The organism is Psychrosphaera sp. (assembly GCF_982872775.1).
Map to the genome: position 1 here is coordinate 1 of NZ_CEYNSH010000046.1, position 23,358 is coordinate 23,358.

Annotated in this window: 17 protein-coding genes; 4 read left to right on the forward strand and 13 right to left on the reverse strand. The window is 42.7% G+C overall.

The window, feature by feature from the left end:
• The coding region (gene guaA, locus AC4E96_RS11925) for a glutamine-hydrolyzing GMP synthase (RefSeq protein WP_490255980.1) at positions 1–1,534 on the reverse strand (1,534 nt) is incomplete at its 3' end.
• A 155-nt stretch (positions 1,535–1,689) separates the two neighbouring features.
• Positions 1,690–3,159 carry an IMP dehydrogenase gene (guaB, locus tag AC4E96_RS11930; protein ID WP_490255970.1) on the reverse strand — a complete coding sequence of 490 codons (1,470 nt, stop codon included), beginning with the start codon at positions 3,157–3,159 and terminating at the stop codon, positions 1,690–1,692.
• Between the two features lie 286 nt (positions 3,160–3,445).
• On the opposite strand from guaB, the gene xseA reads away from it, so the two are divergent.
• Positions 3,446–4,768: an exodeoxyribonuclease VII large subunit gene (xseA, locus tag AC4E96_RS11935; RefSeq protein ID WP_490255981.1), complete on the forward strand. Its 1,323-nt coding sequence runs from the start codon at positions 3,446–3,448 to the stop codon at positions 4,766–4,768.
• Between the two features lie 93 nt (positions 4,769–4,861).
• Positions 4,862–5,947 (forward strand): hypothetical protein, encoded by a 1,086-nt coding sequence (locus tag AC4E96_RS11940; protein WP_490255971.1) that lies wholly within the window; start codon positions 4,862–4,864, stop codon positions 5,945–5,947.
• Between the two features lie 10 nt (positions 5,948–5,957).
• Here AC4E96_RS11940 and AC4E96_RS11945 read toward each other — a convergent pair whose 3' ends face one another.
• From AC4E96_RS11945 to AC4E96_RS11970, 6 genes are all read right to left on the reverse strand, one after another.
• A complete protein-coding gene (locus tag AC4E96_RS11945; protein ID WP_490255972.1) occupies positions 5,958–6,428 on the reverse strand; it encodes a DUF3106 domain-containing protein in 471 nt (156 codons plus the stop codon).
• A gap of 3 nt (positions 6,429–6,431) precedes the next feature.
• Entirely contained in the window at positions 6,432–6,968 is a 537-nt protein-coding gene (locus AC4E96_RS11950) for a hypothetical protein (RefSeq protein ID WP_490255973.1), read from the reverse strand.
• Positions 6,968–7,480 (reverse strand): hypothetical protein, encoded by a 513-nt coding sequence (locus AC4E96_RS11955; protein ID WP_490255974.1) that lies wholly within the window; start codon positions 7,478–7,480, stop codon positions 6,968–6,970. Before AC4E96_RS11955 ends, AC4E96_RS11950 begins: the two co-directional genes overlap by 1 nt.
• 32 nt (positions 7,481–7,512) lie before the next feature.
• On the reverse strand, positions 7,513–8,079 hold the full coding sequence (locus tag AC4E96_RS11960; protein ID WP_490255975.1) for an RNA polymerase sigma factor: 567 nt from the start codon (positions 8,077–8,079) through the stop codon (positions 7,513–7,515).
• Between the two features lie 63 nt (positions 8,080–8,142).
• Positions 8,143–10,137: a DUF4382 domain-containing protein gene (locus AC4E96_RS11965; RefSeq protein WP_490255976.1), complete on the reverse strand. Its 1,995-nt coding sequence runs from the start codon at positions 10,135–10,137 to the stop codon at positions 8,143–8,145.
• 389 nt (positions 10,138–10,526) lie between these two features.
• Positions 10,527–12,023: an Hsp70 family protein gene (locus tag AC4E96_RS11970; protein ID WP_488032420.1), complete on the reverse strand. Its 1,497-nt coding sequence runs from the start codon at positions 12,021–12,023 to the stop codon at positions 10,527–10,529.
• Between the two features lie 253 nt (positions 12,024–12,276).
• Between AC4E96_RS11970 and AC4E96_RS11975 the strand changes: the two genes are divergently transcribed.
• Together AC4E96_RS11975 and AC4E96_RS11980 are read left to right on the forward strand one after the other, a co-directional pair.
• Entirely contained in the window at positions 12,277–14,766 is a 2,490-nt protein-coding gene (locus AC4E96_RS11975; protein ID WP_490255977.1) for a M1 family metallopeptidase, read from the forward strand.
• A gap of 164 nt (positions 14,767–14,930) precedes the next feature.
• Complete coding sequence (locus AC4E96_RS11980) at positions 14,931–15,413, forward strand: DUF6702 family protein (protein WP_488032418.1); 483 nt, start codon at positions 14,931–14,933, stop codon at positions 15,411–15,413.
• A gap of 93 nt (positions 15,414–15,506) precedes the next feature.
• On the opposite strand, the gene AC4E96_RS11985 is transcribed toward AC4E96_RS11980, so the two are convergent.
• From AC4E96_RS11985 to AC4E96_RS12005, 5 genes are all read right to left on the reverse strand, one after another.
• Positions 15,507–15,884, reverse strand: a complete 378-nt coding sequence (locus AC4E96_RS11985; protein ID WP_488032417.1) for a MerC domain-containing protein — start codon at positions 15,882–15,884, stop codon at positions 15,507–15,509.
• Positions 15,885–16,065: 181 nt separating this feature from the next.
• Positions 16,066–16,980, reverse strand: coding sequence for a mechanosensitive ion channel family protein (locus AC4E96_RS11990; RefSeq protein WP_488032492.1), 915 nt, complete (start codon positions 16,978–16,980; stop codon positions 16,066–16,068).
• A gap of 243 nt (positions 16,981–17,223) precedes the next feature.
• Entirely contained in the window at positions 17,224–19,158 is a 1,935-nt protein-coding gene (locus AC4E96_RS11995; protein WP_490255978.1) for a methyl-accepting chemotaxis protein, read from the reverse strand.
• A gap of 145 nt (positions 19,159–19,303) precedes the next feature.
• A complete protein-coding gene (locus AC4E96_RS12000) occupies positions 19,304–19,987 on the reverse strand; it encodes a hypothetical protein (protein WP_488032415.1) in 684 nt (227 codons plus the stop codon).
• Positions 19,988–20,145: 158 nt separating this feature from the next.
• Positions 20,146–23,229, reverse strand: a complete 3,084-nt coding sequence (locus tag AC4E96_RS12005) for an efflux RND transporter permease subunit (RefSeq protein WP_490255979.1) — start codon at positions 23,227–23,229, stop codon at positions 20,146–20,148.
• Positions 23,230–23,358: the final 129 nt, after the last annotated feature.

Genomic DNA, 23,358 nt, shown 5'->3' on the forward strand with positions numbered 1-23,358 from the left:
AAACAACTCGAGAAATGCCATCGATTTCGTTAATAATGCGATTCGACACACGACCTAAGAAGTCATAAGGCAAGTGAGCCCAATGCGCTGTCATAAAGTCAATTGTCTCAACAGCACGTAAACTAACAACCCAGTCGTATTTACGGCCATCACCCATGACACCTACCGAACGTACCGGTAAAAATACCGTAAACGCTTGGCTTACTTTGTTGTATAAATCAGCCGCGTGTAATTCTTCGATGAAAATCGCATCCGCACGACGAAGTAAGTCAGCATACTCTTTTTTCACTTCACCAAGGATACGAACACCTAGACCCGGTCCAGGGAATGGATGGCGGTATAACATGTCATATGGCAAACCAAGCTCTAGACCAATCTTACGAACTTCGTCTTTAAACAATTCACGAAGTGGCTCAACTAAGCCCAGCTCCATGTCTTCTGGCAAACCACCAACATTGTGGTGAGACTTAATCACGTGTGCCTTACCTGTCGCTGATGCCGCAGACTCGATAACGTCAGGATAAATTGTACCTTGTGCTAACCATTTGGCGTTTTTAAGCTTGCTGGCTTCTTCATCAAACACTTCTACAAATACATTACCAATGATCTTACGTTTTTTCTCAGGATCGTTTTCGCCTTTTAAACGGTCTAAGAAACGATCTTCAGCGTTTACATGGACAATGTTGAGACCAAAGTGATCGCCAAACATCTCCATAACTTGTTTGCCTTCGTTAAGACGCAACAAGCCATTATCCACAAATACACAAGTCAGTTTGTTGCCGATAGCTTTGTGTAACAACATAGCTACAACCGATGAGTCAACACCACCAGACAAACCAAGTACGACTTCGTCATCACCGACTTGCTCACGCATCTTTTCGATGGCGTCGTCTATAATGCGACCTGCCGTCCATAGTTTTTCACAGCCACTGATGTTACAAACGAAGTTTTCTAGTAGGCGCAAGCCTTGTTTTGTGTGAGTTACTTCTGGGTGGAACTGAACACCGTAAAAACGTTTTTCTTCGTGCGACATAATGGCAAATGGACAGCTGTCCGTTTTGGCGACGATTTGGAAGCCAGATGGGATTGCACTGACTTTATCACCGTGACTCATCCATACGTCTAATAGCGCATTGCCATCTGCCGCAATCGAGTCTTCGATGTTTTTCGTAAGAGCTGATTCTGCAACGACTTCTACTTGCGCATAACCAAACTCACGTTCCATTGAAATTTCAACCGCGCCACCAAGTTGTTGTGACATGGTTTGCATACCGTAACAGATACCAAGAACAGGAACGCCTGCTTCAAATACGTATTCTGGCGCACGTGGTGAGTCGTGTTTAGTTACTGACTCTGGACCGCCGGCTAGGATGATACCGTTTGGATTAAATTCTTTGATTTGCTCTTCTGTGACGTCCCACGCCCATAGTTCACAATAAACGCCGATTTCACGAACGCGACGTGCGATAAGTTGAGTGTATTGGGAGCCAAAATCTAAAATTAAAATTTTATGCTGGTGAATGTCTTGTGTCATGGACATGTTTTAGCCTTTTAATTATGAGTTAACTTTCTGATTATAGTTAACTAAGTGATAAAAGACCGAACGCCGAATGGTCCGGTCTGAGTATTTTTTACCTGTAAAGCAATGGAGTTAACGCTAGCCAATCGTATTGGCAGCGAAACGGCCAATTAACCTAGACGGTAATTAGGTGCTTCTTTTGTGATTTGAACATCGTGAACGTGTGACTCGCCCATACCAGCAGAAGTAACACGTACAAATTGTGGCTTAGTATTCATCTCAACAATATTTGCACAACCCGTTAAGCCCATTGCTGAACGAATGCCACCGAGTTGTTGGTGAATGATGTTCTCGATTGGACCTTTGTAAGCTACACGCCCCTCGATGCCTTCTGGAACCAGCTTTTCTTTGTTGTCGTCTTTTTGGAAATAACGGTCTGAAGAACCATGGCTTTGGTCCATAGCACCTAAACTACCCATGCCTCGATACGACTTGTAGTAACGACCTTGATAAAGCTCAACTTCACCAGGTGCTTCTTCTGTACCCGCTAACATAGAGCCAACCATTACACAGCTTGCACCAGCAACTAGTGCTTTAGAAATGTCACCAGAGAAGCGAATACCACCATCGGCAATCACTGGAATGTCTTTACCAGCAACCGCTTCAACAGCATCGGCAATCGCAGTAATTTGCGGTACACCACAACCAGTAACGATACGAGTAGTACAAATTGAACCTGGACCGATACCCACTTTAACCGCGTTTACCCCCGCTTCAACAAGCGCTTTTGCGCCTTCTCCTGTTGCAACGTTACCGCCAACAATATCTAAATCTGGGAAGTTTTGGCGCGCCCACTTAACGCGGTCTAGTACGCCTTGTGAGTGACCGTGTGAAGTATCAATAAGTAATACATCAACGCCCGCTTCAACGAGTGCTTGGATGCGCTCATCAGTACCTGGACCAACGCCAACCGCTGCACCAACCCGTAAACGACCTAATGAGTCTTTACATGCATTTGGCTTGCTGTCTGCTTTTTGGAAATCTTTAACCGTGATCATGCCTTTTAGACGGAATGCATCGTCAACAACAAGGATTTTTTCGATACGGTGTTTATGCATTAGCTCCATAACTTCGCTACGTTCCGCTGATTCGTGAATCGTAACTAGCTTGTCTTTTGGTGTCATTACCGAGCTAACTTTTGCTTTTAAATTTGTTTCGAAGCGCAAATCACGACCTGTGACAATGCCTTCTAAGTTGTTGTTTGAATCAACAACAGGGAAACCCGAAAAGCCGTGTTCATCCGCTAGCTGCATAACTTCTGCAAGGCTTATTTCAGATGTGACGGTGACTGGGTCAGATACGACACCACTTTCGAATTTTTTAACGCGGCGCACTTCGTTTGCTTGCGCCTGAATCGACATATTCTTGTGAATAAAACCGAGACCACCTTCTTGTGCTAAGGCAATGGCTAAGCGACTCTCTGTTACTGTGTCCATAGCAGAAGAGACCATAGGTATATTTAACTCGATATTTTGAGTTAAGCGCGTCTTTAAATTGGCTTCGTGAGGAAGTACGGTGGAGTGTCCTGGAACTAATAATACGTCGTCAAACGTGAGGGCTTCTTTGGCTATCCGCAACATGGCAATTTTTACCTTACTAAAAAGTAGATGGGTTGATGTTGCGGTGGCATTTTAGTTGAAATGATGTCTCAGGTAAACAAACATTTTCATTTTTTGAACAATTACTATTTAATCAGGGCTTGTCCCTAGCCCTTTTTGAGCGTGCGATTGCGCAATCTCAGCGTTGGCGTTAGACTCTGACTTAAGCACGTAAAAAGAGAGATGAGCTTTGTTTCAGTCAACCCCACCGCCTTCTTCACACCTAGAGCACGAACAAACGGATGCTACTCAGGGTAATCAACCCAAAATTTTTCAAGTATCCGAGCTAAATCAAAAAGTTCGAATGATGCTGGAGGGAGAGTTCTTAAATATTTGGATCAGCGGTGAAATCTCTAATTTTGTTCGGGCTAGCAGCGGTCATTGGTATTTCTCATTAAAAGATCAAAAAGCACAAATTAAAGGCGCGATGTTTAAAGGTAACAACCGTCAAGTCAGTGCACCTATCGACAACGGCAGTCAGGTATTGGTTCGGGGCCGTTTGAGCTTGTACGAACCTCGTGGTGATTATCAGCTCATTGTTGAGTTTATGGAACCGGCTGGTGAAGGCTTACTAAAACAACAATTTGAACAGCTCAAACACCAATTAGGCCAAATGGGTCTTTTTGATCAAGACGTAAAACAAGCTATCCCCGTCGCCCCAAAACGCGTGGGTCTTGTCACCAGCGCGACAGGTGCGGCCGTTCACGATATTCTTACTGTTTTAAAACGTCGCTCGCCACAAACCGAAGTCATCATATATCCAACCATGGTTCAAGGTGAGCACGCACCTGGAAATATCATTTGGGCGATTAACACTGCTAATGTTCGGCAAGAAGTCGACGTGCTCATCGTGGGTCGCGGTGGTGGTTCTTTAGAAGATTTGTGGGCATTTAATGACGAAGGGTTAGCCCACACTATTTATAACTCCGGCATTCCTATTATCAGCGCTGTTGGTCACGAAGTTGACGTTTCTATCGCTGATTTTGTTGCCGATTTACGTGCACCGACACCTTCTGCCGCCGCAGAAATTGTTAGTAGTGATAACTCTGAGCGCTTGGCGCAATTACAACAACTACGTAATCGATTGATTCGTGCCTATGCCCACCAGCATCAGGCCAACAAAAACCAACACAACCAACTCAAACGTTCGTTAAGTTTGTTGCATCCGAGCAACCAACTTCGTATGGCCCGACAGCAAACTGAAGAATTAAATATCGCACTAAATCGCGCTATGACTTATCGACTCCAGAACGCTCAGCAGCGCCTTGATGTTGATACCGAGCGTTTATTGAGCCAGTCACCTAAACACCAGCTCAATTTGGCCAAGCAACAACTTAACCAAATTCAGGCTCAGCTACCTAAGTTGCTACAAAATAAGTTGTTTGAAGCACGGCGTCGTTTTGAGAAAAATACCGAAAAGCTCAATATTGTCAGCCCGCTTGCGACATTAACTAGAGGCTATGCAATTGCCACTACAGAAAAAGGCAATGTCATCACAGAAAGTACCGCTGTGAACCCTGACGATGTGATAAATATAAAGGTTGCCAAGGGCGAAATTAAAGCGGTTGTGTCGACTAACAACGACACTTAAAGTACCTGCACTTAATAAAAGATACTCAATAAAAAGACGCTTAACATAGGTATCGCAGCACAAAGAAGAGTAGTTATGCCCCAAGTGATTAAAATGATGTCAAAAAAACACTCAAATAACTCGTTGAGTTCTGTTAAGCGAGTTCTAAATGTCGTGGCCGCTGCGATACTCGGTTTTGTCTCGACCAATTCGCTTGCAATTGTTTCGGACACTAATTCTTATAATAACCCTGTTGATATTTCTGCTTTTTACTCTTATTCCGTCGACTCACAAGATGTTTTAGGTGAGTCAAGCGCATCGCAACTTGATAGCCATTACCATCAAGTTGGTTTGGACTTTTATTTCTCTGATTTGGCCAAGCAGCAAGCCTGGAGTTTTGGTTTGTCCTCTGGGCAGTCTGATTCCGACCAACAATGGTTGTCTGAGTCCGACGCATTAAACGCCGATGTTTCACTTGAGGATTGGTCTACTTATTTGAGTTTTCAATGGCAAGAATGGACGCTTTTGGGGTCTTTTCAAAAGAACGAATACCAAACCAGCTCAGGGCGGACTCGTTATTTTCCAAACCGCATGACCGACTATTTAAACGTAGAAGCTTTCCGGGCTATCGAATCAAATCAATCTACCTGGCAAATAGAACTCAGTCGCGGCTGGTATTTAGACAAAAAGGAATTCAATTGGTGGTTTAACATGGCGTTGGCTGTTGCTCACAATGACAGTGAAACACAAACCGATTACCGCCAAACGAATGTATTAAATAAAACCAATCGCCAACTGAACAACTTCATTCGCAATAACCCAGAGTTTACACCTGGTGTGATCCGCACTGATCAATTAGTACAGTCAGAGTCATTTTGGTCTCAAGATCTCAGTATCAGTCTAAGTTATTATTTTGATTTGGTTGGGAAGGATAGTTCTCTTGAGCCTTGGCTGAGTATCACTCATTATGACTCAGCGTCGGGTTCTGTTTCGTATGCGAGAAATTATCGAAATCGTCAGCTATTGCGCCGCCAAGTCCAACTAACAGAAGACAACCAACTCATTGCCGATTCTATCAGTCGATATTATGGGTTGGACTGGCAAATAGGACTAAATAAACAGTGGCAGTTAGGACTCAGCCTTTCCGACAGTCCAGAAGCATCCCTTAGCTGGCAGATCAGCACTCAGTTTTTATTTTAAACCGCAAAGATTAGTTGCCTTTACGGCGCTTCATTCGCTTTTTCAGGCGTTTTTTCTGCTCGGGTGATAGCTTCTGCCACTTGTTTCTCAACTTAGATTTTTGCTCTGGAGACAAGCTTTTAAAACGCTCGAACGCCGAACGCATTTTTTGTTTTTGAGCTGGCGGCAGCTGTTTAAATTGCTCAAACTTGTTACGTAACTGCTTGCGCTGTTCTGGTGTCGCTTGCTGCCAACGTCGCATCCGCTCTTGTAGTTCTGTGCGTTGTTGTGGCGATGCTTGTAGCCAACGGTTGGCCCCTTGCAACAATTGAGATCTTTGATTACTTGGCAATGTCGACCACTTCGACTCAAGTTTAGCCAACACTTGTTTTTGCGATTGAGACAATGCCGACCAAGCAAGTTCATCAGCCATCACTGAACTTGCTGATACACTTAGGATCAGAAGTAAAATACTCAATACAAACTTATATTTGGTCATCATCTTTTACCTTTTTGGCGCTTGGCTTTTGGCCGAAGCGGTATTACCTTTTACTTCACTTTTCGAGGGTGGCTCTTTGCCAATTTGATTGCCTGAGTCACTCTGTTTATTTTCATTTACTTTTTCAATTAAATCTGTGCTCGGCTGTGTCTTCGTTTTTAAAGAACGTTCTAGTTCTGTATTGACATCAACCGGGTGCAGCAAGTCACCATCGACGTCCTCAAGCTCAGCCAAAAACAATAAAAACGCTTCATCTAACGCAACAAGATCACCTTGGATTTTGCTGTCTTTTTTGGTGTCTGTTTCTTTCGTCGTTGTATCTTTGATTTTTGTATCTTTGTTTTTTATTTCTTTCGTTTTTATACCGGCTTTATCTTTAGCTTCACCAGTCGAGTATTCGTCACTAACAGACCTTGACTCACCAAAAGTGCTTGAACCCCCTGGTAGCAACAAGTTCGGAGCGTTACTAGCTAACGCATTGGCGGTACAAAAAGCCAATCCTACATTCACCGCAATTACTAACTTACCTGTTTTAGTTGTCATTAAGTATCCTGAACTTCTGGCTGCTCAGCTAACCATGCCGCAAACTCTAGGTCGGCCAACATTTCTGGGTCTTCACTTAGCTCTTGTTGAAGTAATACAACTCCAAGTATTGGCTCTTGAGTTCCCTCCTGCCCATTCAATCGTTCTTGCTGCTGCGTTTGATTATTAGCTAAAAATGGTTGCCCATTTTCCATTGACGAATTATTCACCTGAACCACAACAAAATATGCCGCAACGGCTATACCACTAATAGAAGCGAATGCACTGATTGGTCTTGTATTAAATAGGTCACCTAAGCCTTTGAATATTGCTTTAAACCCAAGAGCGTCTCGCTCAGATTTGTTTTTGTCCTCATGTTGACCCTCGCGCAAAGCTTGTTGTCGAATTGCCTTTAACCTAGCGCTCGTCGACTCAGGTAACGTCAAGCATTGGCGGTCAAGTTCACTAACGACCTGTTGAGTCAATTCTTGGTCATCGCTTAACTGCGCTTTTGAAGATTTATTATCCTTCATGCTCATTTCCTCGCTCGCCTTTTTAGCTCGCTTCATACTTGTTCTTCTTGTTTGACAAAAGTTCGCTCTGCTTCTTTTAGCTTTGTTAGCGCTCTACTCAGATGAGTTTTTACCGAGCCTTCTGAACAATTCATAATAGAAGCCGTCGTTTTAACGGATAACCCTTCCCAGTTTCTCAACAAAAAGCACTGCTGTTGTTTGATAGGAAGAGCCTCCAATACCGAAGTTAGTGCCTTTGCGACTTGCTCATGATCCAACTTTTGCTCTGGATTCAATTGCACATCAGCATGTTGCTCCGTCACTTCCAGTTGAGTTGCTTCATTGCCAAAAATATCGCTATTCACATCGTTGTCATACTGCGATGTAGGTTTACCAAACCAGCGTTTAAATAAACCTTGTCGATTCGCCCAGTTGTTTATTTCATTTTGCAAAATTCGATAAAACAAAGCTTTTAATTCATGCTCGTTTTTATCACTGTAATTTTTAACGAGTTTTAACATGGCGTTTTGAACAATATCAAAGGCATCATCTGGGTGTTTGGTTGCCATTACGGCCATTCGATACGCCTTTTTTTCGACTGACTGTAAAAATTCGTCCATTGCCCTCTCAAGATGATGAAGCCTGTTAAAATGAGCAGGCTTCACTATCTAGCGTATCGCTCGTTAGTTAACTTTAAAAATCACACTTGTTGCTGAGTAAGTGTTTGATTCTTCATCGTACTGACCCGATGCCAAAACACTTGTTAATACTGCACCGTTTTCTTGTTCAACCTTAAATTGTGCCAACAATTCAGTCAATGATTCAAAGTGTTGGTTTTCATTGCCAGCTTGATGCAACACAAAGTGACGAGTATGTTCTGCACTATTAAGCGTTAGTGTAGACACTTCCGGCATGACATTGTCAGTAAAGAATCTGAATTTCATTAACTGACGTCCAGTGCTCACATCTAGTGTAATCGCGTCATTGTTCTCACTAACCGTCACTTCCGCTCCCGCTTCTCCCCAATGACCTAAATACTTGACCTGACCGTCATCTAAACTATGTTTGGTCACGCTTAGAGCCAACATATCCGTCGTTTTATCTTCAGGGTTTAGGTAGCCATGCACACTGATCCAGTCACCGGTTGCGAGTGTGAGTACATCTAACTGGCTTACATCAAGGGTCACTTCATGAGTCATACCACGACCTAACACCCAACGGCGTATACGTTCTAACATCCCAATTGGTCGTTTATTAATACGGCGCGCTTCCATTGTCACCACACCAGTCTCCGAGACACTTGTCACTTGCCCGCGAAGTGAAGATGGTAAAAGTCGAACTACATCACCTTCAGTACTTGCATTAAACTCTAATGTTTCAGTTTCTCTATCGGTTTCTAATTGCCCCACAGCTTTGAGTTTTTGACCCGGCACTAAATAGTCTTGTGTAATGGCGCGACCATGCATAGTGATTAACTTGGTAGCGTCAGACACGGAAAAAAGCTCTTGTTTCAATATATTGATATGAGGTGCAGTATCATCAAGCGCGATGCCGCTGATTCGATATGAACTTACATTCTCTACTTCACTAGGCACTAGTACTTCAGTGATCATACCTTTTACGCCATCAAAGCCAGCCCAAGGTAAACTAGACCCAGACAGAACACGCTCGGCAACAAACTCAACTTCGCCAGTTTCACTCTCTTCAATAGTTTTTAGTTGACAAAAAACGACGACAGGCTCACTTCCAGATAAACTATCAAGTTGCTCAAGTGCGGCCGTAAAATCAGTATTGACACCATCCAATTCGAACAAGGTTTCGGTAGAAAGCTGGACGTCAAACTGACCAAATTGACCGTCACGTTCACGCATTGGTTTTAAATCTAGTGTTAAAGTTGCCGCTACATCACTTTGAGTAACGACCTCTTCGACCTGACCTCTCACTCTATGCTCACGATCTTCATCAAGTGAGGTATTTGCAATTACCACTGGCGCTACTTCAACAATTGCTGGCTCATAGGACAACACGGTATTTGTTGCCGACAAGTCCAAATCCAACGTTAGTAAGCTAAAGCGATTAGCAGTAACAATCAAAGGGGCATCGGCTTCTAGCTGAAGATCTACCTGATAGGTAGAAATGGCATTCCCATCAGCATCCTGAACCGCAGCTGAATAACTGTTGCCCAATTCGTCTTGAATGACAATATCGCTGTCACTGTAATCAAGAACTAAAGAAATACTTTCGTATCGACCAACCGGGACAGATAAAATACTGAATAACTCTGTGAGCTCCTGATAATTAACAAAATCGACGTCCGTCGCACCTGGCAAAATCTCAATTTGATCGCCATTTTGCTTAGTAAAGACCACCGAATTTATATCGACACTGTAAGACAAAAAGTCCTCTTCTGCGTCAGTGATAGCAAACATCACCTTGCCTTGGCTCGCGGCTTGGTCATCCGTATTGTCGTTATCTGAACCATCATTTTGCGCACTGTCATCTTGGCCAGTGTCATCCTGAGAATTGTCAGTTTGAGAATTATCTGTTTGTGCAACCGGCTCACTACCAACGGATACAGAGTCGCCGCCACAACCCGTCAATAATAAGCTCGAACCAAAAACACCGAGCCACAACAACGTGCTCGATGAAATTGAAGTTTTAAAAATGTGTGGTGTCATGTTCATCATCGTTTCCTTAATTTTTTAATAAACGAGACTCGTGCGCAGAATCTACTTATTAAAACCAACGACAATCGAATCGGTTGACACAATATCTAAAAAAATTTTGGTAAGAACTGAAAACATACCTCACAACTTCGTCAGCAAGGTTGAAGGTAAAAGGTTGAGTGAATGTTTACGAGGCTTACATGACAGATTACGCGAATTTTGAAGGATGAGTATCGGATAAGCATTTTTGAGGCTTGCCGGACAAGGATGTCCGGCCTAAGCATTACACGGATGTACTTGGCGGCCGAGATAAATGTTAACCGATGGTCATCCATGTAACATTTACGGCCGAGTTAAATGTTAACCGACAGTCATCCATGTAACACTTAGCAATTTAGAGTTTATCGACGTTGCGCCTGAATACTCAAACCTTCAGAAATCGACTTAAACGCATCAGCCGTCACAATCGGCAAATCAGGCAACATAGCCTTAATTTCACGCTGAACAATTGGCGACAAACTCATACCACCCGTGATAAATAAAATCTCAGGCGACTCAGAACTCTTATCCAAACACTCTTTGATCAAGTTTTTCACACGTCCCATCCACGCATTCATGGAGCGTTTAAGGTCGGCTTCAGTCAACTCAACTTGATAATCTGGCTCTACGTATTTCAGTGGCAATACAATGTGGTTCTTTTCAGACAACATTTCTTTGGCCATACGAGATGAATTCACCAAACGCGCTGATAACTTCTCTTCCTGAACCATCAACAAGCGTTCAATTAAATCTGGTTCGCGAGCAACAGACATCGTCTGTGCAATCTCAAGGCCCATTTCATCAGAGAAGAACTTGTTCAAGCGTGGAATGTCATCAACCGCCACCATGTCGTTGTAATACAACGGAGGAATTGGAATACCATTGGTCGTTTCTGTGCCTAACCCCATAGACGGAGCAATCGACTTAAGAATAAGATTCTTATCGCATTCCATACCACCAAGACGAGTACCCGTTACTGATAGTACATCTTGCTGACGGTCATAATCTTGTTGCTTTTGAGTACCAAGGCGAATCGCACAAATATCTGTCGTACCACCACCGATATCGACCACAAGTGCTACTTTTTCACTGTCCAGTTGCTGTTCGATACGGTATGCAGCTGCAATTGGCTCTTCCAAGAAATCAACGCTCTCAAATCCAGCCTGAGCGGCCGCTTTGCTCATAATGTCAATTGCTTGTTTGTTGCCTTGTTCACCACGTGTTCCGTGATATTTTACAGGTCGCCCAATTACTGCACCAGTGACCTTTTGGCCTAATTGCTTTTCAGCTGAATCTTTAAAAAACTGCAACTGTTTAGCAATCAAACCAACAAACGCAGTTTGTTGGCCTTCTAATAGGTTTGCACCTAGGAAGTTTTTCGGTGAATAAATCAAACGGCCTTTTTCAGGAGTTTTGAGGTATTGCTTGAAGCCTGCCTCACCAAATAAAAACGTGCCCGTTTCAACCATAGTGTGAAGCGGTAAGTCGTCAACAGATTGGTCTTTTTGAAGTTCGTTAATCGCACGACGCTGTAGCTTAGGAGTATTGTGATACTCACCGCGTAGCTGATCAATTTGAGTCAGATAGCGTTTTTGTTCGGTTGGTGTCGTCGCATCTTCATATTTGTCTTTGGCTTTATCAAGCTGTGCTTGAATAGACATTTTGATGCGTTCAACTTTTTGTTGAATTACTTCTACCGGTGGCAAAGGTAAATCATCTTCGTAATAAATAAACACAGATGAGCGAATCTTAAACGGCGTGCGCGACTCTTTATCTAGTTCAATATAATGATGTTCTTTACCGTCAAACCACACGACTTCTGAGTTTGATGTTCCGTAATCGATACCAACTGTAATCATGAAAAAACTGTCTCTTTTCTGACCCAATAAAAAAAATGAGGAAGCGATTCTATCCAAGTTAATTAAAAACACCAGCCGTTTTTCAAAATTTCGATGAGTCGCCGAAACACAAGGTTAAACCCCACCTCCTAAGTTGTGACTTTTATTGTATTTTTGTTATTCTTGAAGGTTACACTAGCGCATCAGTAAAAATGCAAAATAGAATAAATTCTGAGCGTGTAAACCAACATAACCTAGGGAACGTGGAATCATTATGACTACTCGTAATTTCAAACGTTTGTTAACTCTAGCGTTTGCTATCACTGTAAGTGCTACAGCGTCAGCAGATGCGGTTAAACAAACCAAAGGCGACTTTGAAGATAAGTTTCGCCAAATGGAAGAAATCCTTCCAACGCCAAACGTTTATCGTGCGGCAACGGGTGAGCCAGGTGAGAAATACTGGCAACAAAAAGTAGATTACAAAATTGACGTACGTTTAGACGAAGCCAAGCGCCGAATCGATGCGACTCAAGACATCACTTACAAAAACAACTCTCCTTACACGCTAAAATACCTTTGGCTTCAATTAGAGCAAAACAAATTTAAACCAGACTCAATCGCTGAAGCGGGTACTGCATTTGCAGGTATCGGTCGTCGCGGTCCAGCAACCTCTGCTGGTGATGCAAACAAACCTGCAAAATTGAGCCTAGGTGAATTACGTCGTCAACAGTTCCTTGAAGATAACGAGTTAGGTTATGACGTTTTACGCGTTAAAAACTCAAGTGGTAAAGCAATTAAGTCGACAGTAGTCGGTACTAACTTACGCGTAGACTTAGAGCGTCCACTTAAGCCAGGTAAAACGGTAGAGTTCACTATCGACTTTGGCTTCAATATTGTTGAAGAAGATGCGGTTTCAGCACGTGCCGGTTATGAGCACTTCCCTGATGATGCGCGTGAAGGCGGCAACGACATCTTCTTATTTGCACAATGGTTCCCTCGTTTACACGCATTCAGTGACTACGAAGGTTGGCACAATAAGGAATTTATCGGTCGCGGTGAATTCGCTTTAGAATTTGGTGACTACGAAGTAGAAATGACGGTTCCTGCGGACCACATCGTTTCTTCAACAGGTGTTCTTGATAACCCTAAAGACGTGCTTACTCGTGAACAACGCAAGCGTTTAGAAAAAGCCAAAACGGCGAAGCGCCCTGTATTTGTTGTAACGGCTGAAGAAGCACTAGAAAACGAAAAAGAAGGCACAGACAAACTTAAAACATGGCGTTTTGAAGCTGAAAACGTACGTGACTTTGCTTGGGCGACTTCTCGTAAGTTCATGTGGGACGCAAAAGGTTTTGACCAAGGTGGCGCTGACCAACCATTCGTAATGGCGATGTCATTCTATCCGAAAGAAGGTGGTGACCTATGGAAGAAGTACTCGACTGAAGCCGTTATCCACACGATGGAAGTTTACAACCGCTTTGCGTTTGATTACCCATACCCAACAGCTCAGTCTGTTAACGGCCCGGTGGGCGGTATGGAATACCCGATGATTACCTTTAACGGTCCGCGTACTAAGTTACAAGACGACGGCACGCGTACTTACACTCAAGCTGAAAAACGCTTCTTAATCGGTGTTGTTATCCACGAAATTGGTCACATCTACTTCCCAATGATCGTTAACTCAGATGAGCGTCAATGGACTTGGATGGACGAAGGCCTAAACAGCTTCCTAGATGCAGTTGCGTGTCGTGAGTGGGATCCAAACATGCCTTGGGGTGTTGAGCCTCGTTACATCACTAACTACATGAAGAGTGATGTTCAGGTTCCAATCATGACTCAGTCTGATAGTGTTTTACGTTTAGGCCCTAATGCTTACGCAAAACCTGCGGCAGCCTTAAACATTCTTCGTGAAGTGGTTATGGGTCGTGAGTTATTTGACTTCGCATTCCGTGAGTTCTCACAACGTTGGAAGTTCAAGCGCCCTACTCCTTCAGACTTTTTCCGTACAATGGAAGAAGCGTCAGGTGTTGACCTAGACTGGTTCTGGAGAGGTTGGTTCTACACAACTGATCACGTTGATATCTCTGTTGATGCAGTTTACAAGCTTCGTATGGATACCAAAAACCCAGATATCGATATGGGCCGTTTACGTGACATCGAGATGGAAAAACCACAGCCATTATTCGTTAAACGCAACGAAGAAGCAGGCATGAAAACTTGGGTTGAGAAAAACCCAGACATCCGAGATTTCTATGACGAAAACGACCGTTTCACTGTGACGAATAAAGAACGTAACGCATACAACAGTTTCTTAAAAGGCCTTAAGCCTTGGGAAAAACGTGTATTTGAGCGAGCAGTTAAAGAAGACAAGAACTACTACGTTATCGAGTTTAACAACTTAGGTGGTCTAGTAATGCCTATCTTGCTTCAACTTCAATATGCTGACGGCACAATTGAAGATCAGTACATTCCTGCTGAAATCTGGCGTCGTACTCCTAAGCACGTTAAGAAGCTAGTTGTCACTGAAAAAGACAAAGAGTTAGTAAGTGTTGTGGTTGACCCTCACTGGGAAACAGCTGACGTAGATAATGAAAACAACATCTACCCACGTCGTATCATCCCTTCACGCGTAGAAGCTTATAAGCGCAAGCGTGGTGCAAAAGGTGTGTACCGTGACATCATGCAAGACATCAAGACGGAATTAAAAGAAGATAAAGAAGAAGACAAAAAAGACGAAAAAAAGTCTAGTGAGTCGGAAGCTTAACTTTTAAACCGTAACAACCATTTCGAATTAGAATTGGTTAATAGAAATGCCCGGTACTTACCGGGCATTTTTGTATCGAGTGAATTAAAAATTAGGTAGACTCTTAGCCCTACCTTTTAGTTAACCCAAATCGGAGTAAAAGCGTGTTCAAAAGGTTTGTAATTATGGCCCTAGTTGCCATTTTGTCAGTTAGTTTTAGTGCCTCAGCACATAAGATGAAAAGTGCCTTCACCATTGTTTTATTCAATGACAGAACCGGCTATATAGAAGTAATGCACCGCTTTGTCTTGCACGATGCAGAAGAAGCAGCATGGAACTTATTTGATGCAAAAGCAGATATCATAGCCGACGAAACAACCCAAGCTAGATTTGCAGCATACGTAGAAAAGCAATTTGAATTAAAAGATCAATCGGGTAAAACCTTGCCACTTGAGATGGTTGGTTTTCAAAACGATGAAGGTCACTTTTGGGTGTATCAAGAAGTAAAGATCCCTGAGGAATTAAAACGTTTGCGTGTTCGTCATGACGCCTTACGTGAGATTTGGACGGAACAATTTAATATTGTGAACATCGATGGGATTGGCGCAACAACGAGTTTACATTTCAGTGACTCTGATACGTGGCGAAGTGTAGAGATAAATAGATAATAACGTTGAGAGATCAAATGCTAAATAGTGAGTGTATTTAGCATATCTTGCTTTGTTAGTAGACTCTGTTAGCAGGCTTTTATCGCGAACGCTTTAACTTACTAAAGCAGTGACCTGTTGCTTTAAAGACTTTCTATTTATTAGATGAGAACTAATAACCAAGCCACTACCAATGACAGTAAAGAAGGTCTCTGCATCGTGACCGGCTAATACACCAACAACAAGTGTGACAACACCGGCTAGAGCCAAATAACCTGGTAATGGGTTGCGGTGTGATAGGTATGCCTTAGGGATACTAAAACTCAAGATTGCCACGATAGGAGCTATCAAAACGACGTGTAACCAATCAGAATGAAATGACTCTAGTAATTCACCTAAACCAAAGCTCGCACTAAAAGACAACAGTAAAATAGGTAACGAGCAATGCAATACACACAGTATTGAAAGCCAAGCGCCTAGTATGTCTCTCATCGTTATTCACTCACTTTGGTTAATCGGATAAGTGATATAATATAACATCCCAAAAAAAAGACCAAGTTGAAATAGTTAATTTCAGCTCGGTCTTTTCCTTTTATTTGAAAAGCGTTTGTTTATTCAACAAATTTAGTTCTATGGCTGTTTCTTTTCAGTATTACCTGAGCCATACGTCAAACTAACCTTCTGCGCTTTGTTCTTTTGAAGACAACATAGCGTTAAGTTTTTCACCACCTTTGATTCCAAAGTCCAGGGTTCTGATTGGGAATGGAATCAGGATATCGTTTTCCGCTAACGTCTTATTAATACTAACAACAAGCTCATGACGAGCCTGCATAAAGCCAACCTGGCCCGGATAATTAATCCATGCCCAAACCAATAGGTTGATAGAACTATCACCAAAACTCTCTGCATAAACCGCCGTTTCATCTTTCTTCACAACAAAATCTAGCTTATTGATAGCCTCGACTAAAACATCGGTGGCCTTCTCAATATCATCTGCATAGCTAATTCCTACGGGTACCTCGACACGACGTTCACCTGTTGTAGAGTAGTTTTTAAGAGTGTTTCTAAATAAGGTTTTGTTCGGGACAACATTGAGCTGCCCATAAAAGTTCTCAACTAATGTGTTTCTCAAGTTAATCGATTTAACCGTGCCAAAAACATCATCAGCTTCAATCACATCGCCAATTTGGAAAGGCTTACGAATACCCATTGCAATACCTGCAATCAGGTTCTCTGTCATGTCTTGGAAGGCAAAACCAATTGCTAAACCAACAATACCAGCACCAGCTAACAGTGATTTAACCGTCCCCGACAAGCCTATGAAATCAAGGGCGACAAATATACCTATTGTCATTACGATAATTTTGAAAATAGCCGCCAGTAAATCTGCTATTTGACGAGACTCTAGTGTTTTATGAAGGACCTTACGCAGGGCTGAGCTCATTATGCGAGAAAGTAATGAGAACGCGAACACTATAAAAAGGGCAACAACAAAGTTGGGTAAATGTTTTACGGTAACATCTAACCACGTCATCAACTTTTCTTCGATTAGTTGGTAGTAATGAGTGAGATCTTTTATATCCACGATAACTCCTTTCTTTAATCTTTTTCAGAAACGACTCAAACGTAGTCGCAATCTTCATGCCGATTTAAGCCTGCTCCACAAAACAGGCTTAAACTGCTTTAAATAAAGACTTTAATAAGAATGTGTTGTTAACATCGCCGTGCGCCACTCATTGACCTATAGATTTATAGGTAATATATGCGCACTGGGTTTGAAAGATTTTCAAAGAGTAAACACCCTTGCTAGCCTTGATAATTAAGTGGCTTTCTACACTTTAAACTCAGCCAACAGTTTATTCATTTTATCTACCATATCATTGAGCTCCTTGGTTGCCTGACGGGCTTGTTCAGTGCTTTGTGAACTACGCGTGCAGGACTCCGAAACTTCGCTAATATCATGAGATATCGACTCAGACACTGTACTCTGCTCGTTTGCAGCGCGGGAAACTTCCTCATTAAACTGGTTAATTTGATGCATGGCGTTTAAAACATTTTGGAATGCCAAATTAGCTTTTTCGGTATATGAGACATTCTCTTCTGCTTCAATTCGGTTTTGATGCATAAGACCCGTCGCTTGCTGACTTTGTTTTTGCAGCTTCTCAATCATCGTATTTATTTCTTCAGTCGACTGTTGCGTTCGACTCGCCAATGAACGGACTTCATCTGCAACCACGGCAAAACCTCGACCTTGTTCACCTGCTCTCGCTGCTTCAATAGCCGCGTTTAGAGCTAACAGATTAGTTTGTTCGGCGATATTTCGAATGACATCTAACACGGTTGAAATTGACTCACTGTCTTTGGCTAACTCATCGATAACCGCTTCAGAACTCGCAATACTTGCTGACTGCCGAGTAATTCGCTCTGTCGTATCACTTAAGGTATCCGAGCCCTCTTTGGCCTCTACATATAACCCAGACGATAACTCAGAAGCATTATCTGTATTGTCTGCCACCATTTTGGCTGTCGCTCTGAATTCTTCAACAGCTGACGCTAATAGGTCGGCTTTTTGATGTTGAGTCACCTGTTCGCCACTTAAGCTCGTTGAAAGCTGGGTCAATTCGCTGACAGATTCTAATATTTGTGTACTTTGAACTTTTACGGACTTGATGGTTTGTTGAAGTTTGTCGAGTAAAAGATTAAATGCAGTGGCCATCTGCCCTATTTCATCTTTACGACTGTCATCGATACGACGTGTTAAATCCCCGTCGCCCTGAGTTAGCTCATTAATTGCTTTGGTTTGTTGAGCAATCGGGCGCAGAACAATCTTGTTCAATAGAAAATAAATCATCACTCCAAAAGCGAGCATGGTGAATAGTAATTTTAAAAAGCCCACGAGTACAGAGCTTGCTATCGCACCACTAATATCACTTTGTTTGGCGCCCACTACTATTTGGTAACCCCAGCGCTGATATTGATAAAACTTGACCTGCCACCCCTCACTTTTATTATTCTTACTTTGTTGAATGATGCGCTCTACTTCTTTTTTATTTAGATGGTCTGAGTGTTGCCTTACCACCCCCTTGCCGTCTAACAACGCAACAAAACCTTCATCCAAGATCCGCATCTTTTTAACTTCTTCATTTAATGTCTCTAGTGCGGCTTTATAGCCGACATACCAAATGCCAATGACCTCGTTGTTACGATCAAAAATAGGGTCATAAGCGGTGAGATAAGAGTTTCCTAAAATGTCGACTTGGCCGAAATAGGGCTTTTTGTTTTGAATGGCTTTCATCGCCTTTCCTGTTGGAGATAACTTGGTGCCGATGGCACGTTTGTCATTTTTCATGACATTGGTAGAGATTCGAATAAAGTCATCACCTTGGCGAGAAAAGATTGTTGCCGTACCACCCATTAAATCAGTAACGGTATCGACTAGCTGAAAATTATTGGCGACGGGTTCGTCACCTAAGAAAAGCTGATTGGCAGGCTGAGAATTTACTGCGACACGCCCACCTAACCTTGGGGCTCCGATTTCTTGCGCATTACTTTTTAGAATTTTTAAGCTGCTTTGAACTCTCTCAGAAAACACCTCATCGGTGACATTTAAAATGGCCTCAATTTTCTTTAGCGCTAATGATTTTTGATGCTCCACCATCTTATAAACATTTTTATTGGTGTCTATCCATGTAATACCAATACGCAGCAGTGAAAAAACGACAATGAAACCAGCCAGCGCTAAAAAGAATTTCTTTTGTATAGACATGAGAGCTCCAGTAACCAAAACCTAAAACAAGTAACGACTTAAAAAGTATAGACTCATTTATAAAGTTATCTGGTTTCACTGAAGGATTATTAATTTGCTAGGGCGTTGAACTTAGAAAACCTTTCTCTTCAATAACTCTATTTAACTACGTTTGGATAAGAGGATAGTTAGGCTCTCCCCATAGCGTGTTTTTGTTGTTCAACATAATTAAGATTGTTGCAGGTACCATTCTTTTCATAAACGCCACCGCATCTCGAATTTGACTGCGGTTTGCTTGCCCCTGCCAAGTCGCGCCACCATGAACCAGTTGGTTTCTGAGAGTATACAAACGCTGCAAAATGATACTCAATAAAACGTCTGTCTGCTCATTTGCTAATGCAGAGTTTGCTCGCTTTTTAGCTGCAACAAACTTGTCAATCCACTGGCGCTCACTGATATGGCCATTTTGATGATCCCAAAACGGCTGAAATACAAATTGATTGTCTAACAACAAACGAATACTCGACGAATACTCGTTCCAAGTCAGCTTGTACAACATGCCATCTTTGTCCAAATCGAGAAGTTTGGATACGAAGCCACCAAAAGTCACTGTTTCAGCCGTTCTTGGTGCGTCAATATCTTTGGCGTACGCTGCATTAAATGCAATCCAGAGGAAAATAAACTGACTGTCCTCATCATCGTCACACAATTCAGACTTAGCTAACCAGCTTAATGCACGATGGACGCGCAATGACAAACTTTGGGTGAACTGCTCTCGACGCTCACGGTGAATTGACTTGAGACTTTGATAAGTAAGATGTGGTGTCCCTGTTGGTAATTCCAAGTTCATACTTCCTTCCCTGAAGTTTCAGCAATTGAATAAAACCACAGTAACAGAGATTATTCGATTGTTAAACAGCCACTTAACATCCAGATCAATTTGAAAGTAATATCAGAGTTGGCTTGTCACACGCTTACCAACTCCGATTTAACCTTTGTATCTTGAGTCTATGATAGTTTAGCCTTTAGTCCCGCCATCAGGCTGTAGTTTATGGGTACCAAAATCAAAGTAATAAACGTCGCAAATAAAATACCAAAACCAAGTGACACGGCCATTGGTATCAAAAATTGAGCCTGTGTCGACTTTTCAAATAACAGTGGTATCAGGCCAATGAAAGTCGTCAAACTGGTTAACATTACGGGCCTGAATCGAGCGCTGCCTGCGGTTAAAACCGCTTCTTTGATATCAAAACCTGACGCTCGACGCTTATTGATATAGTCGACCAAAACCAGTGAATCATTGACTACCACACCTATTAAGGCGAGCATTCCTAACAAACTCATAATGGTCAGCTCCATCCCCATGATCCAGTGCCCTGCAACAGCACCAATCATTCCAAATGGGATGATACTCATCACGATCAAAGGCTGACTGTAGGACTTGAATGGAATCGCTAACAGAGCGTAAATCACAAAGAATACAAACAACAGTGACCAACCAAGACTGCCAAAAGACTCTGCCTGTTCTTTAGCTTCTCCTTCAAGAGAATGACTCACACCAGGGTACTGTTCGATAAGTTCATCAAGGTACGCTTTCAGGTCCGCTTGGAGAACGGTCATATTAACGTTTTCTTTTTCGACGTCTGCGGTCACATTGACGGTTCTATAACGATCAATTCGATATATCGCAGAAGGACTTTGACCTGGTGTTAGTGTCGCCACATGAGAAAGCGGCACAGTTCCACCTGCAGGTGTCGGAATTAACAAGCTTTGTAACTCTGCAATTGACTCACGTTCTTCAAGAGGAAGTCTAACCATTACTCGGACGTCATCACGGCCACGCTGAATTCGCTGTACCTGTGAGCCAAAAAAGGCAGTTCGAACCTGACTTGCAACGTCACTTCGAGTGAGTCCCAAAGCAATACCCTGCTGAGTTAACTCGATTTGTAGTTCTTGTTTACCATCCGATAATGAATCTGCGATATCGAAGACCGTTGGATAAGTGGCTAAGCGCTGTTTAACTTGCTCAGCCACTTCTTTTAAAGTCTCTAATGACGTTGCCGAAAGTTGTACATCAATTGGGTCCGACGTACGACCAATTTCAGCTCTAAATGTCACACTTTCGGCTCCAGGAATCGCTCCTATTTTTTGTCGCCACTCTCTGGCCAATTGATTAGCTGTTATTGTCGAGGTTCGCTGCTCTGGCGGAATGATTTCAAATCGAACACCACCGGCATTTGACGCACCACCTCGATTCCCCGTTGTTGCCAGAATATTGATAATGACACTTTTCCCGGTGTCTTCATCTACGTATTTTTCTTGCAGCTCTCGAGCTTTATCTGCCATTTTGATGACGTATTTGTTTGTCACTTCGAATGGTGTACCTGCTGGCATCGAGATATTCACTCGCACGGTTTCACTTGGGATGCGAGGGAAAAAGATAAACTTGGTCCAGCCACTCATAATCAGGGCCAAAATAATCACAAACACAGAAACAAACATACTAACTGTCGTAAATCGGTTGCGTAACGCTAACTTTAGGACTGGCTGATAGTACTTCATGATGGCATGTTCAAAGCCATCAGCAAACTTGTGTTGTAATGCTTCGAGTTTACCCACTTCACCTTTTTGATGACGTAATTTGATGTGTTTTAGGTGCGAAGGTAAAACAAACTTCGACTCGACCAAAGACATCAACAAGATTGGAATAACGATAACCGGGATTTGAGCGAATAACGCCCCTCTATTCCCTTCGATGAACGCCAACGGTAAAAACGCCGCCACCGTAGTTAAAATACCAAAAGTAACTGGGGTTGCGACTTCTTGAGTGCCTTTGATAACCGCCTCTTCACTCGAGTCTGCGTCTTTTAGATGGGTATAGATATTTTCGCCCGTCACAATCGCATCATCAACGACAATACCTAATACTAAGATAAAGCCAAACAAACTCATCACGTTTAGCGAAATCCCAAACCACGGCATCACAATAAATGCGCCCATAAAGGACACAGGAATACCAATAAATACCCAAAATGCGATCGCAGGACGCAAGAAAAGAGTCAGTAAAAGTAGCACCAAAAAGCCACCTTGCAGTGCGCTTGTGGTTAAGGTCGAAATACGATTTTTAACGATTTGAGAGTCGTCATCCCAATACGATAACTCGTAACCATTTGGTAACGAAAGCTGTTTATCTTCAATGTATTGTTTGACTTGCTCAGCCACTTCAATCGCACTTTGGTCACCGATTCGATAAACATCCAAAAATGCCGCTTGATTGCCATTAAAACGAGTCCGCACTGGCGTTTCTTCAAACCCATCAATGACCGTTGCAACATCGGATAAACGAATGATTGTCCCGTCAGGGTTCGTTTTTATCGCAATATTGGCAAATTCATTTTGACGATAAGCCTGCCCTTTTGAGCGCAATAATATGTCGCCACCTCGAGTTTTTAACGTGCCCGCTGAAATATCTAAACTCGAGTTACTAATCGCACGCGACACTTGAGCTAAAGTAAGGTCGTATTGACGCAACTTGTCAGTCGACATTTCAATCGCAATTTCGTAATCCCTAACGCCACTGAGCTCGATTTGAGTTACGCCAGGTAATTTGAGTATTTCATCTCGAACTTGCTCTGCAAATTCTCTTAATTCTTTTTCACCATAAATACTCGATAACGCAACCGCGATGACTTCACGTTTGCGTTGTGCTAGAGCGATAACCGGCTTTTCAGCGTCGGCAGGAAAGGTATTAATCGCATCGACACGACTCTTAATATCGTTGAGCATATCGCGAGGGTCGTAGCCATTATCTACCTCAATGGAGACTGACGCCGAACCTTCAGAAGAGCGACTGGTGATTTTTTTAATTCCTTCTAAATCTTGTACCGCCTCTTCAACTCGAATCGCAATACCTTGTTCGGTATCTTCTGGTGTCGCCCCTCGCAGAGTTACGCTTACGGTAATTCGGTCAGACTCTATGGAAGGAAAGACTTCAAATGGAATTTGATTAAACAGGTTAAACAAACCTGCAATCAAAATCGTAAACATTAATAAGTTGGCAGCGACGCCGTTCCTAGCAAACCATGCGATCATGAGCGAGCTCCTGCATTTTCAGGTTTCTGGCGCTTTGCCCGTTTGCCTTTACCTGGTCCGGCTTGGGCTTGACGCTCACCTTTTGAATGACGTGAGTTTTCTTGTCCTAATATTGAAACAGGCGTACCC